Below are 14,041 nucleotides of genomic sequence, written 5' to 3'. Positions count from 1 at the left end.
CCATTCTGCTCCATTAAGCCGCTGACTCACGCCTAACCCGGGCTATCCTGACTCTAATTTTTGGAAAATCAGGGACAGTAGACAGGTATTCAGTGACTACTCCCTGTATAGCGAGGCTTTCTTGGTTTCTTCGTGGCATGGCAATAATGCCACGTAATCTAAAAAGCTAAAAATGGAACATATAGATATAATTAACAAGAAGTTAGACGCCATACTTTCATCTCTGGGCGTTTCGCCCGCCAAAGGCAGTAAATATTTAACAGCCAAACAGGTCGAGGCCGAATTCGGCATCAAGGCCCAGACATTACGCAACCGAAGCAACCTGGAATCATCTCACAAACGATTCATCCCGTCTGTTCGCCTCAACGGCGGGAGACAGAAATACTTCGAGCGGAAAGTACTCCAACGGATGATCAACACACGGGAGGAGCGCGTATGAAGACACTTGAACTGAAAATCAAGATTAGCGACACCGAAGCTGGCGTTGCTGTAAATTCAAAAACTATCAGAAGTGCCGGAGACCCCAGCTGGAGCTTTTTGCAACTCTACGAAATATCAGCAGGCGATGTTTCCTACCACACCCGGATCACCGAAGCTGCTCCGAATAACTCGCAAAAACAGCTTTATATCGATGAAGCAACCGCCCATAACCTGGGACTGAATGACGGCCAAAACACCTCGATTATGCTGAGCAAAGCTCCAAAAGCGACCTACATCCAGGTTGAGGAAAAAAAAGCTCGAGACGGCAAAGAATCGAAACATGAGCTTGTCCCTGGAATCCAAGTCAAGATTGGCCAAACCTATACCTATGAGCAGCAGGCGGTCACTGTCACATCCTGCGATCCTGATGGCGGCTACGTGGCAGATGATACCGTCATTGAAGTTCTAGGCCAGCGCGATGGCAAGCCAACCCCCTCAAGGCAAAAGGTCGGTGCCAAGGTTGGAAAGTCGGCAGAAGAAGGGTTCTCCTCGCTTATCGGTATGCACGATGTGATTGAAAAAATCCGCAGTCGCATTCTGCTTCCGATCCAGAAACCGGAGCTGGTAAAGCAATACTTGGGATCCCCTTTGAAAGGAGCCATCCTGAACGGGCCTTACGGGGTGGGAAAAACAGCTCTGGTCAGAGCGATCGCCAAAGAAGCGGGAATACCCCTGATTCAGGTTTCGTTGACCCAGGCACTGAACCCAGGCAATATCTACGAAATCTACAAGCACGCTTCCAGTGAGCCAAACGGGGCCTTCGTTTTCTTCGACGAGATAGACACTGTTGCTCCAAGAGACGCCGACGGGCTGCTCCGTCTCGCTGTCACGGCCATTCAGGAGTGCATGGACGGCTATAAACAATACCCCGGGGTTGTTACACTGGCCGCCACAAACCATCTGGGCAATGTCGCTGAACCCCTGCTTCGGGGTGGCAGGTTTGATGAAATCATTGACCTGAAGCTTCCTGATCAAAACGGCCGAAATGAGCTGTTCAAGCACTTCACAAAAGGCCTGAAAATAAAAAAGGGCATTGATTATGATCGCCTTGCTAGTATTACCAGCGGATATTCCGGGGCTGATATAGAGTCGGTAGTAAAGCAGACAGGCTCAGAAACCTTAAGTAAAGCCACTCATGATGACCCGGGCGCATTTATTACCCAGCAGTCCCTGGAAACCTGCCTGAACAGCCACGCACCCACTGGTGAACGAAATATGGGGGTTACCAATCCCAAGTTCTCTTTCGACGACCTTTTCGGAATCGAAAGGCTGGTAGCAGAAATCACACCCATGCTGGATTTGGTCAGTGGCAAAAGGCGGAGTACCCTATCCAACGTAAAAAACGTACCCATGCTGCTTTACGGACCGCCGGGTACGGGAAAAACCAGCTTTGCACAGGCAATAGCCAAGTACCTTGAGGTGCCCTTTGTTGCCCGCTCGGCAGGGTCTTTCAAAAACAAATACGTTGGCGAGTCGGAGCGAAACGTCAGAGAGTTGTTTGGCTTGAGCCGCACCTATGCTCCACTGGTCATCTTCATCGACGAGATTGATGCCCTGGGTTCTCGAAGAGGAAGCGGTGACCCCCACGGTGATCAACTACTCAATGAGTTCCTTTCTGAGATGGACGGTGTGGCTGGCAATAATGGTGTTTATATCATCGGTGCCACCAATCGGCTGGAGATGCTGGATGAGGCATTGCTGTCTCGTTTCTCTTATCAAACCGAGATGGCATTACCCACCAGTGACGAACGTCAGCAACTGCTCGAGGGGCTGTTTGGAATGCTTCCGGACGAGTTAGTGGAGATCAACTTCGCCGAAATAGCCAACAGCACCCGTGGCTGGTCACATCGCGATTTAGCCGGAATGGTTAACCTTTGCCGGATGAACTATGACTTGAGTAAGGTAAAACGCTTTACCACAGGGTATCTGAAATCATTGACTGGCAGCGACAACAGCCCTACTATACCAGAACCTTCCACAAACGGAGTACACAGATGAAGTCAGCATACAACTTCTATAATCGACACATTGCCGGGTTGAGCCCGGAAACTGCCCTTGGACAAAGATTTCCCCTTCGGGGGAAGTCTCCCTTCGGGGACGGATCCATCGAAATCAGTGAGAAAGGTGATTTTGTCTGCCGGGCTACCGGTCTGAAGGGCGACGCCATATTCTTCCTTCAAGAACTCTATCCCCTGCTCACCACTAAAGGCGCAGAAAAAGCCATCGAAGTAGAAAGTGATGAAACTTCGGAACTGGATCCAGCATTAATCACCGACAGGCTTAAAGCGTTTCGCGAGGATGAAATAGCTGTTGCCTCGTTAAGGGATCAATCCGGGGTTTCCGCAGGTTTGCTGCGAAAGATTCCCGTATGGGCCGATCACGACGGCAAAAGTCTAAACGCAGTCCAGTTCAGCAAGAGCGGGAATCCGATATGCGTGATCCAATGGCAGCTTGACGACAGACACGAATCGCTGACCGGAATTCCAAGGTTAGACCCTGAACCATCAGCCAGCAAAATCTGGTTTGTCGAAAATCCACTGGAAGCCTACGCATTGCGACTCAAACTGAATGAACCCGTATATATCCGGCCGAACCATGAGTACCTTGACTATGGTGATTACCAGAAGTTGACTGCTGACAAGCATGTGGTACTGCTGAGGCACTATGAGCATGGAAACTGGGAGTACAGCAGCTTCCCGCTGCTGGAGAAACTTCTCCAGTGGGATAGCAAATGCCAGTCCATAACCATTGAGCATTTGACCGGTGGTGAGTCCCTCCTATCATGGATCACATCCGATGAAAACAAAAAGAAGCTGCTTGCAAAGGCCGATGGCAGCCAGACGGACCAACCCCACTATGACCGTGATACCTATCATGAGTTTATCGCAAAGACCGGAACGCAACCCATGTTCAGCCCGCAGGATTACCAGGGCGATCGATACTGGTATAAAATCAACGACGGGTCTTTTGTGCATTCCAATCCGATTAATATCTGTTCTCAGAAAGAGCTGCATGACAATTTCGGTATAAAAGCCGATGGAGGGGCGAATGATCAGATACGACTTTCGAGAGAGTCGATCCTGAATATTGACGTATCTGTGGGACAGCTGCTGCCACGGAACACCTTTATCCAGCTGAAGAGGTTTATTTCAGATTACATATACTTTGAACATAGGGAATTAGCCTCATTGCTTGCCCTTTGGATCATGGGAGGATATGTCTACCGCCTTTTTACAGCATATGCCTATTTGCATCTGAAAGGGGATAAAGGTACGGGCAAAACGACACTTCTGGAACTTATAGCACTGGCCGGGTTTAATGGCTTACTTGAGTCGCAATCCACAAGGGCCAGTATCACTGACCAGGTGGACAAACTCGGCTGCACTCTCTGCCTTGATGAATTTGAATCCTCGTCACTGGGAACCGGGGATGACTACACTCAGATGCTTAAAGGAGGGTATAAAAAGGGAGGCAGCTATTCCAAGAAATCCGGAAACAAATCGGTCCGACTGGAAACATACTCACCAAAGGTTCTCGCGAGTATAGATCCCATTGGCGATGAGGCACTTAAAAGCCGCACCATACCTATGACCACAACGCTCGTTCCAAAATCAAAACCGGTCAATCTCTGGAATCCTGACAACAGCTTGGTGCAAAGAAGAGCAGATATCATTCGAAATGGCTGTTATGCCCTGGGATTGTACCATCATATTGATATCGCCCGGCTTTACAATAGAGTGCCTATGAATATAGAGCTGCCCAGCGAAGGGATATTGAACAGTAGAAAACGAGAGGTTGTCGCGCCACTGATAGCTATTGCCCAGCTGGTTGACACCGGCCACCATCCGCAGGCTGAAACAGAGCTGATGCAGGCAATTGAGATTGCGTGGGATGCTGAACACGCCGCGCAGGCCACTAATGAAAAACTTCTTAGCGATATACTCAGTAAGTGGAATCACGAGGCGGACTTTAAACAATACAAAACCAAAGATTACATCACCTGGATTGATAACGGATGCTGGAGTAAGTCCAGCCTATCCAACCACCTTGGTGGCAAAAGCAACGTGCTGAATTGGCTGAGCCAGCTAGCGGGAGTGAAGAAACAAACTATATACATAAATAAGGAGTTCGGAACGAAGAGCTGCACCGGATTTCCAGAGAATCTAAAAATCAACGGCAAGCCATTTAGAGACTGGTTTAGCCGATAATCGCCGATTACAGTCTAATAGAGCCTATTCTAAAATCCTAAACGATCTAAATAAAATAACCCAAAACGATATATTCAGGGGAAATCAGCTGATAACTTATTGTGTGAGCGCAGGTTTTCCCCTGTTTCGTTTAGAATCCTTAGAAATTTAGATCCGGGCCTAAATCTACTTCATGTAGCTATGAAGGCCGGTTTTATTCTAAAAATTAAAATAAAACTTAACTGGACCGGAATTTAGATTTCGGGCTCCCCCTCCCTTCATGCACCCAATCTCAACACGCTTTACTTGTCAGCACTACCTGCCCGTATGACACGCCGCTCCTTTTATCTTTCCGCAAAACGCTCCTCAAGCCCGGCAACATAAGCATAAGCAGCCTTTTTCATCTGTCTGATCACTGTTTTACAGTTATCAGCCAAATCATGCATCCTCACAGCTTGGTTATCTTCATCATCCCAGGAATTTCTCTCTATGTCCATGGTTATGGCGGTTAGTGCCTCCACACTCCAATTCTGGATCATCTCATTCGGACAACTTTTGATGTGTTTGAGCTTTTGCAATGCATTTTGTCTTTGCCTGGAAAACAGTTCACTATCGGAATGATTTGAAAACTCGTAATAACTCCGTTTATCCGAGTCCGTTAGATCCATCATGCACAATTCCAGCCAAAGCAGATTATCATAATCCTTTACTAATCGGGCCAGTCGTATGGCCAAAGTCATACAACGTGTTATATCAACTTCTGAATTGTCATGCTCTTCATAAAACTCAAAAATCAGCTTTCTAAAGGTGGTATTAAACGTCCGTTTATTCATTACCCGTTATGTGGTTTTCGACAGGTCTAAGCGCCAAATCAAAAGTGAAAATTATTACCCCCAGCAACGCTATCCGGAAGAGCTCCAGATGATTTACTGTTTCGTGATCTTCAAAGAGTTGCCCCGCAAAAAGACGGTCGGCTTTGTTGAAAACAACATCCTTGATGATTTCAGACAGATTAGGCCGGCGGCAAGTATGCTCCATAGACTGCCTATCAAAAAAGGGCATGTTTTGATAGGCCCGTAAGAGCCAGTCTGAACCATGATTTATCAGATGAAAACTGATCTGGCATATTGCATTACGTTCTTGACGAGATCGCTTATTCAAAAACCGATTATTCCGGACCACGCTGGAGACTGTCTCCATGCTGAGCATCTCAGCGCTCTGGTTATATCCTTTAATAAGGCTGGTGTCCCCGGCGACAACCCGATGTTGAACAGGTATTCCAGAGTTCTCGCAGTATGACAGATAACTGGTTTTGACGTAGTGCCAAATTTCACCGGAATTATTAAATGCGCCGATCTTCTCCCTCAATAGGGAATCCCGGTCCGCCTGATCAGACAAAGTTGCCAAAGTGCGCTGAAACTCCCTGTCGGTGTCAGTGGAGGCAACCTGTTCCGGCACAGGTGTGTTCTTCAGTGTTTCTCTGATGTGAGTCAAGAAGTCCGGTGTTATCCAGGTCATAGGGAACAATATTTATAATACATGAAAACCCAATTCAATAATAGGTTTCAATATAAATATGAAAAAAAGTGATTTTTATTGAAAATAAACTTGACTACTCCACAATCTTGGAATAGATTATATATAGATGATTTAATAATTATTTATTAAATAACTAAGTAAATATTGTAATAACACAATAAAATAATAATAAGTAAACTATGAAAGAAGAAACCTATAAAAAATGAAAAAACATCCCTTCTGTTCTAAAGGATAAACCGCAGTGGGTATTGAGAGACGTAAAGAAAGTACCTTATCAACCAAATGGTCAGCCTGCCAAATCCAACGATTCGGCTACATGAAGTACTTTTGATCAGGTTGTTGACGCTTTTGATAAGCAAACCGGGCGCTTTGCTGGAATTGGTTTTGTTTTGAGCCACGAAGATCCTTTTCTGGGACTTGATTTAGATGGTTGCCTGATCAATGGCAATATATGCCCTTCTGCCCAGGCAATCATTGATCAGTGCGATTCCTATACCGAGATTTCGCCCAGCGGGGAAGGCATCCGCATTATCGGCACAGGAAAGATTCCTGTAGGCTTTGACAATAAATACGATATGACTGGTGATGGATTCAAAGCCCTTGAAATATATGATAAGCTCCGCTACCTGACCATCACCGCAGATGTTCTCGGAGAGCCCCGGGAAATCAAGCCCATCGACCTGAATAGAATAACCTTGCCTCAAAGCAAGTCCGCAGATCCCGGGAAAAAAAGTAAGCCATTGGGCATGGCAAACCACGAACTGCTACTCAATCGCATTCGAGCTGACAAGGAAGGCATGAAGTTCACGATGCTTTATGATCACGGGAGCTTGGTTGATTACGGGGGCGATCAAAGCCGGGCGGACATGGCCCTGGTAACCATTCTTGCCAAATGGACCAACTTCGATCCCGTGCTTCTGGATCAACTCTTCCGCGGTAGCGCTCTGATACGTGAAAAGTGGGATAAAGTCCATCATGCAGACGGGTCAACATACGGGGAAATGACTATTCAGCGTGTACTGGAAAACCGGCCCATATTCCACAAAAACGAAATCGAGGGTTTTCTGCGCTTCCACTATGATTTTCAATTCAATGTGGTTTTGGAACGGGTAGAAATGCGCAGGCGTGGTGAAGAGCAATGGCAGATCGTGGATGACTATGAATTCAATTCCATTCACCGACATATACAGAACAAAAGCGGACAGATTGGCCATCAGGCATTGCACGGGATATTGCAATCTGACTTTACCCCGAAGTTCGATCCTTTCATGGAATATTTCACCAAACTGCCCAAATGAGACGGGACCACCGACTACATCGGCGAGCTTGCCTCCAAAGTAAAAACCACGGATCAATCGTATTGAGAGTTTTGTCTGCGCAAATGGCTTGTTGCTTTGGTGGCCAGTGCCATTGATCCCAATATAGTACCGCATCAAGTTTTGCTGCTGAAGAGCAAGCAAGGAGAAGGGAAAAGCACCTTTTTTCAAAATTTCATGCCAAAACAACTGGAGAATTACATGTACAGTGGAACACTTGATCCGACAAACAAGGATACCATGATTCATTTATCAGAGTGCTTGATTATCAACCTTGATGAACTGGAAACGCTGACCAAGCACAAAGAAGGAGCGCTGAAGGAAATCATCACAAAATCCGAAATCCGCATCCGTAAAGCCTATGGCCGGTTTTCATCAAAACTGATCAGGCGTGCCAGCATGTGTGGATCGGTCAACCATACCAATATTCTGCATGATAAGACCGGTAGCAGACGGTTTTTAATCCATGATGTCGAATCAATCGATTACCAAAATATGAGTGATATGGACCCGGTCTATGCCCAAGCCTACGCTCTGTATCGAGAGGGATTCCGTTTCTGGTTCGATACCGAGGATAATAAGAAGGTGCAAGAGCACAATAGCAGGTTTGAGGTTCAGACGGTGGAAGAGGAACTGTTGCTTGAACATTTTGAACGCGCTAAGCCCGACCAACCAAGGGCTGAGAGGCTAAGGGCGACACAAATACTTGAGTGTATGCACGGAGGGGATCTACCCACTGGTGCCAACTCTGCCTCTATTCGCCTCGGGCAAGCACTGAATAAACACGGGTATCATTCAACCAGGAAAAATGGAAGCACCTACTGGTGAGTAATTGACAACACCCCTGAGTATGGAAATAAGAGCAGGCTATTCAAATAAGACAAAGGAACGGTAGTGGGCGGTAGCTAAGTGGTAGGGGACAAATTGTAAGAGACCCCTACTATTAAACTACTGAATAGCAATACATTAAATAGCCTGGTAGGGGGCGGTAGGGGTTATTTTGCCAAAAAAGATAAACGAAAAGAATAAATACAAATTTAAAAGTTTGAGTAAAGTACCCTCTACCCCCTCTACCTATTACATGTGTCCAGCAATCAGGGTCACCCCCAACTTACCAAGTTCTTAAAAAGGAAAACGACAAATAATTTATTATAGAGGATTAAAAATGAGAAATACCAAAAAGCGCAACTATCCCAAAACACGTAAAAAGCGTGACACGTCCTACTCTGAGACATATCGATTAGTTCAAGAGCATGGACTGAAAACAATTCATCAAATCTGAATCAAGAAAGGAATGTATGGTACCGGCTGTGAGCTTGCTACCAGTCCCTACATTATCCGTTACATGGCACAAAAACACGGGTGAAAGCGACCCGCAGAACTGGTGCCGGTTCTTTTAAAAGGGGTGCAGTCGGGCAAAATGCCCGCTCATCATTACAAAACACTTGATTTCAGTAACATTAAATAACAATACGGAGAAATAGAAAATGAATATAAATCAATCAAAAAAAATGAGCTTTAGTGGCTTTTTTAAATTTCTGGGCTTTAAAAGGTCGAAAGATTTTCGAATAAAGGACTACAATGAGGAACCTGTTTTTTACCGACAATTGCCCGATGAACGATATTTGGTTTTTTCCCGCACTAAAACAGAAAAGCCGATAAAGGAACCAATATTTGATGCTTTTGTTGTCGAGCTCTCAAGTAAAGCAGAGCCTGTATTTGGTCGTTCTGAAGTTAAAGCTATGGAACCTTTTATTGAGAATGTGAAGCTGCCCAAACATATCACTCCCATTCGAAGTCTTTTTGATGGAACCGCAGTTGATATCGTTAAAAAAGAAATCCAGGAAGAGGAAAACAAACCAAAACCCTTGGACCGCAAAACGTGGGTAGCCATAACGCTTGAGTACCTTGAGGCATGTGGTTTCAAGCAGACAAAAGACCGGAACTTAAATTATCGAAAAGGTGCGCGATGTTATTATAAAAAGCTTCCAGATGGGAGGTATTTGGTATTTTATCATTTTTGCCACAATAAGCCATTCCATTTACAGTGTTTTGATCCTATCATCGTGAATATAAAAGGTCAACCAAAACAGGAGTTTGGTGATTCCACAGTTAAAAGCAAAGAATGGCTGGTCATAGATTATCATCCTGAACGGGACCGACCTTATATTGATGATCTGTTAGCGGGCAAAAAAGTGTCTTGAATAAATGGTAAATGGGTCTACAAATAATTTCCATCATTCTTATCAACTTAGCACCCCTTTGTAGATATCGGATTTTGGGGTTTATCAAAAAAAAGTTAAATCTGATCTTTAGAAATCAAATAGGGTCCACTATCCCCCTATCTGGAACAGGATACGATCCCTCAAAGAGTTAAACCCAGCAAAGCAGCACAGGGAATCGGGCCTGAAAATCCGATTCTCAAAATTTTTTTTGGGGATTTTTTTTTGACCCCATAAAGAGATTTTCAATAATCCTGTGTAAAAACTATACGGGTAGCTCCCCAATGATATGACCTGCGATTTGCCGAATCGAGAAATGCGGATCTGAAATGGTCAGGAATGACTGGACAGCATGAGGATTTTCATTTTGGTTTCAAGCTGCGGCAGCCGTGACCTCATATGTAGGCAGCTCAACGTCCCGGATTGCCCTGCACCAGATTCCAGTCCACCCAGGCGTCCATCTGTTCCACAGAATTGGGGTGCAGCAAAATCTCGAGGTTGCGGTCCAGCAGGAACATCGACGGGATGTTTTGCACATGATAATCCCGCGCTATGGGACTGCTCCGCCGCTGCAGGTCGCTTGTGCTGATGAAGGGCTTATTGGACACAAATTCGTCGAAGGACTCGGGCGTATCGTCCAGGCTCACCAGCACCACCTCAACGCCCTCGCGTTTCCAGACAGGATATTTCTCCGTGAGTTCGGGCATCATCGCCCGGCAATCCGGACACCATCCGGCCGCGAAAACCAACAGAATGTAGTCGGCATCCACCTCGCTGAGGCGACCGGCCGCAACGTCCTCTGATTTGTACGTTTTGGAAGTAAAAACAATTTCCGGGGCAGTGGCTCCGATTCGAACCGTGCGATAGGTTTCCAGCCTGTCTGAGAGGCGAGAGGTCAGGATGTCACTGTGGTGATCAAGCAGGCTTAGTGCCAGGTGTTCGGCCGAGGGGAACAGGCTCCGGCGTTCCAGCAGGTCGAACAGGTGTTCTGCGATTTCATTGAGTCTGGCCGGATCTGCCGACAAGTTCTCGATCATGATATCAATGGAGATGTTCAGTTCCACGAAGACGGAGTCCAGCGACCGGCCGCTGTTTTCAATGAGCCAGACATGGCTCTCCAGTACGTCGGAAAGCAGTCCGCTTCGGTGCAACCGCTGATCCGTGTAGTCAAGCTGGCGGAAGGCCTCGATGGTCTGCGGAATTTCTTCGGTGCGGTGTTGCGCGACAACCGAAACCGAGCTCACCAGCTTGCGGACCGGCAGGTACCAGTGCACGTAGGTGGATGGGTCCAGCTGATCCAGAAAGGCTTGGTCCTCGTCCCGGATGCGTTGTTTTTCCCGGGCAATGGCCTGGCGCGGGGTGTCGTGGACGGCAAACAGGGAGTCGTCGCGATAGATATTTTCCAGGAAGATCCAGGCGCTCAGGGCCTGCTCGCGGCGGGGATGCTCCCGGGCATATTGCTCAAAGAGCCGGTTTTCCTCGCCGCTGAGGATGTCAACAGTTTCGGGATTTGCCAGGGATTCTCCCTTCAGCCGGATCTCCTCCCCGGACAGAACAACGATAAACGAGTGGTCATCGGAGGATACCAGCCGCCCCATGCCGATGTGATCGGCCGAATACGGCAGCGTGAAGACGCCATCATCAGAAACATCGCTGCGACTGATTTCATGGGTGTTAAAACCCCGGAAGCCTTCCAGCCGGACCTCTTCGCCGGCAAGATTCGGGAAAGTTCCGGTTATGGTCTGGGAATCTGCGGAATTGCAACCGAGCAGGAGGATCAGAAAAAAAACGAGTCGTTTCATAAAGGGTGTACTGAGCTTAACTGTTTGAAATCACGTTTGACCTGGGAGTTGGTGAATGCTGCCATCAACAGCGTATTGGGCATATCTGCCAGAATCAAGGGCTGTGGCTGAATGAACCAGGTAATGATCCTTAGTGCAACGCACAGAGTTTCCGTTCGCCCGATTGTTGCTGTTCATGTTGGCATTGCTGCTATTGAAGTTCAGGTTCCGTGCGTTGCTACCAGACACAGAACTTGACCAATAGTTGCCGTTGGAGCCGACATTGAAGAGCGAACCACTGCTGTTGTTGCGGTTGCCCGCCAGGGGCAAGTCAACATATCTTTGACATATTTCAGGACGATGTATCATCCTGAAACGGTTTGCACTTGTACCCACATAAGTGGGCGATATGTTAGGATTATTTGCTGCACGCCCCATGCTATTTGTTTTCATTCATTGGCATGGGCTCTGGCAGTAAATTTATGCCAGGCCGTTAACTGCCTGGACAACTCTTCCACCTGCACATTCAAAGCCACAAAGCCCTTCATTCCAATAACTTTTAAATCTTTGCAGATTCGTAAAAGCAGTCTCACTATTTCAATTCTCTGTCTTGCCGTATCTATGTAGTGCAAGCGATGATCTTTCTCGCTTTTATTGGCTTTATAAATGCTGAGTAAAAGTTCCAATGTTTCATTCTTTAATCTTTCCCCCATGGTGTACTTGTACTCCCGCGTAAATTTGCTGGTCCTTTGATAAATAGCGATGAGCAGATCATAGCCTAACTTGTAAACCGGTAACTCGGAGAAAAGTGCCATTCCCAAAAATCTTTATTAATGGTAACCTTGTCAAAATGAGCCGAAACATGGAAAAAATCATGGAACCGGCCCTTCAGTTTTCCCATCATTGCTATCCTGAGACCGAAGGTATTGGCATGGTGCATATACCCCAAATAGGAATTAAGGTTGCCCGGATATCGCAGAGCTGCTGCCAGGTGAATTGAGGGACTTCAGCAAGCAGCTTATTGATCTGCTGTATGGCCTGGTAGAAGTGATTTTTTGTGCGGTTGCTTATGTAGCTTCGATAAGGCTTGATGATTTGCCCCAAAAAAGCCACCCCTTTTTCTGCAGGTTCCAGGATAATTTTATTCGGATGGATGTGCAGGCCGACCTTGTCCAGTTCCCGCTGCATCTCCGGTATGATTCCTTCCAGGTGCGCCCTGTTGTTGTGCACAAACAGCATATCGTCCACATAACGGCCGTAATATTTTATTTTCACCACTTTCTTGACATGGTGGTCGAAATCATTAAGATATACATTGCCAAACACCTGTGATGTCAGATTTCCAATAGGCAATCCTGTGTTTTCAGGATAATGAAACAGGCTTTTACTTGGCGGCAGCCCTTCCCAGTCGGATTTACTGCCCCTGATCCGGCAGTTCCCGGTCACAGGATTAAAAACGGTTTGCTGCAACAGATATCGTATGGTCTGCCGGCTTATGCCTAAATAACTTTGTTTGCCGATGGGCAGCATCTCCATGACTTTGTCAAAGATAATCTGGTGCTGCATATTCATGAAATAGGCCTGGATATCCAGCTTGAGGATGTAGGCCTCTTTTTGGTAATTGTCGCCGCAAGAGCGGATAAAATGTCCGGCCCTTTTGATACCGTACAGTGTGCCTTTGCCCACCCGGCAACTGTAGGTGTCATGAATCAGCTTGCGATCAATGACAGGATAAATGCAGCGGTACAACAGGTGATGAACAATACGGTCGGTAAAATCAGCCGCAAATATTTCGCGCATCACGGGCTTGTGAATAATGAATGCGATGCAGGGCCGTGGAGTATAGGTCCTCTCATAAATCGCTCTCGCCAGCTGCATAAGGTTTTCTTCCTGGTGCATTTCAAACCGGAGCTGGTTGCGGGTATTGCGCTTGTTTTTACGGGCGTGGATATAGGACAAGTGCAACTGGTAGAGCAAGTGTTGAAATGTTTCCATTGGTTTTACTGCATATTCTGCACTTTCTGTTTTAATTCCTGAATAAACTGCAGGCCCTGCATGGGGGTACTGTTGGCTAAATCAAAGGTTTTGATATCGGAAAGCAGGGCCCTGATTTTTCCGGATGATGGGGAAGATGGAACGTCGTCAGGTCCCGGCTTTTCACGGACAGAATGGTTTTTACACCAGCCGGCATAATCTTGCTTCATATCCTCTTTCAGGCGGAAGACAACCTGTTTTTCTTCGACAGAATAATTCCCGGCACCAAGCGCTTCTGATATGTGATCTAAAGGGAGCTTTCCCCTGGTCACTTCGCTTTCCGGGAAACCGAGGCTTAGCACATCCGACCCGGTGTTTTTCACGTGTTTTACACTAATGTGATACGCTTTTATGTGCTGAGAAAACACCATGGCATCTTCGTTATAACATTTGTAAAACATGCCTTCTTTATAAAGCGTAAACGTCCCGGGGCATGCGCTTTGTTTGATTTTTTCTGCTGTTGTCATTTTTTCATAAAAATC

12 protein-coding genes are annotated in these 14,041 nt (G+C 46.6%); 6 read left to right on the top strand and 6 right to left on the bottom strand.

From position 1 onward, the window contains the following. The first annotated feature begins 172 nt into the window (after window positions 1-172). The 3 genes from NATSA_RS10010 to NATSA_RS10000 are packed head-to-tail and all read left to right on the top strand — an operon-like array spanning window position 173 to window position 4,688. Window positions 173-439: a hypothetical protein gene (locus NATSA_RS10010; RefSeq protein WP_210512206.1), complete on the top strand. Its 267-nt coding sequence runs from the start codon at window positions 173-175 to the stop codon at window positions 437-439. Then, window positions 436-2,478, top strand: coding sequence for an AAA family ATPase (locus NATSA_RS10005; protein WP_210512204.1), 2,043 nt, complete (start codon window positions 436-438; stop codon window positions 2,476-2,478). The genes NATSA_RS10010 and NATSA_RS10005 overlap by 4 nt, the downstream gene beginning before the upstream one ends. Then, entirely contained in the window at window positions 2,475-4,688 is a 2,214-nt protein-coding gene (locus NATSA_RS10000) for a hypothetical protein (RefSeq protein WP_210512203.1), read from the top strand. Before NATSA_RS10005 ends, NATSA_RS10000 begins: the two co-directional genes overlap by 4 nt. A gap of 323 nt (window positions 4,689-5,011) precedes the next feature. Here NATSA_RS10000 and NATSA_RS09995 read toward each other — a convergent pair whose 3' ends face one another. Both NATSA_RS09995 and NATSA_RS09990 read right to left on the bottom strand, forming a co-directional pair. After that, window positions 5,012-5,500, bottom strand: a complete 489-nt coding sequence (locus NATSA_RS09995) for a hypothetical protein (protein WP_210512201.1) — start codon at window positions 5,498-5,500, stop codon at window positions 5,012-5,014. Continuing rightward, a complete protein-coding gene (locus NATSA_RS09990) occupies window positions 5,493-6,185 on the bottom strand; it encodes a hypothetical protein (protein WP_210512199.1) in 693 nt (230 codons plus the stop codon). Before NATSA_RS09990 ends, NATSA_RS09995 begins: the two co-directional genes overlap by 8 nt. 410 nt (window positions 6,186-6,595) lie before the next feature. On the opposite strand from NATSA_RS09990, the gene NATSA_RS09985 reads away from it, so the two are divergent. From NATSA_RS09985 to NATSA_RS09975, 3 genes are all read left to right on the top strand, one after another. Next, window positions 6,596-7,504, top strand: a complete 909-nt coding sequence (locus NATSA_RS09985; protein ID WP_210512198.1) for a phage NrS-1 polymerase family protein — start codon at window positions 6,596-6,598, stop codon at window positions 7,502-7,504. Window positions 7,505-7,579: 75 nt separating this feature from the next. After that, complete coding sequence (locus NATSA_RS09980) at window positions 7,580-8,350, top strand: VapE domain-containing protein (protein ID WP_272491772.1); 771 nt, start codon at window positions 7,580-7,582, stop codon at window positions 8,348-8,350. Window positions 8,351-9,009: 659 nt separating this feature from the next. After that, window positions 9,010-9,726, top strand: a complete 717-nt coding sequence (locus NATSA_RS09975; protein WP_210512195.1) for a hypothetical protein — start codon at window positions 9,010-9,012, stop codon at window positions 9,724-9,726. 428 nt (window positions 9,727-10,154) lie between these two features. Here the strand turns inward: NATSA_RS09975 and NATSA_RS09970 are convergent, their stop codons facing one another. From NATSA_RS09970 to NATSA_RS15480, 4 genes are all read right to left on the bottom strand, one after another. Further along, a complete protein-coding gene (locus NATSA_RS09970) occupies window positions 10,155-11,546 on the bottom strand; it encodes a TlpA family protein disulfide reductase (RefSeq protein WP_210512193.1) in 1,392 nt (463 codons plus the stop codon). Window positions 11,547-11,974: 428 nt separating this feature from the next. Beyond that, window positions 11,975-12,340 carry a four helix bundle protein gene (locus NATSA_RS09965; protein ID WP_210512191.1) on the bottom strand — a complete coding sequence of 122 codons (366 nt, stop codon included), beginning with the start codon at window positions 12,338-12,340 and terminating at the stop codon, window positions 11,975-11,977. A 91-nt stretch (window positions 12,341-12,431) separates the two neighbouring features. Beyond that, window positions 12,432-13,520 (bottom strand): RNA-directed DNA polymerase, encoded by a 1,089-nt coding sequence (locus NATSA_RS09960; protein ID WP_210512190.1) that lies wholly within the window; start codon window positions 13,518-13,520, stop codon window positions 12,432-12,434. A 5-nt stretch (window positions 13,521-13,525) separates the two neighbouring features. Next, window positions 13,526-14,026: a MutS N-terminal domain-containing protein gene (locus tag NATSA_RS15480; RefSeq protein ID WP_272491771.1), complete on the bottom strand. Its 501-nt coding sequence runs from the start codon at window positions 14,024-14,026 to the stop codon at window positions 13,526-13,528. Window positions 14,027-14,041: the final 15 nt, after the last annotated feature.

The sequence above is a fragment of the Natronogracilivirga saccharolytica genome, from assembly GCF_017921895.1.
GTDB lineage: Bacteria > Bacteroidota > Rhodothermia > Balneolales > Natronogracilivirgulaceae > Natronogracilivirga > Natronogracilivirga saccharolytica.
The sequence above is the reverse complement of the archived record's forward strand: the minus strand, read 5'-3'. Positions and strand labels throughout refer to the sequence as shown.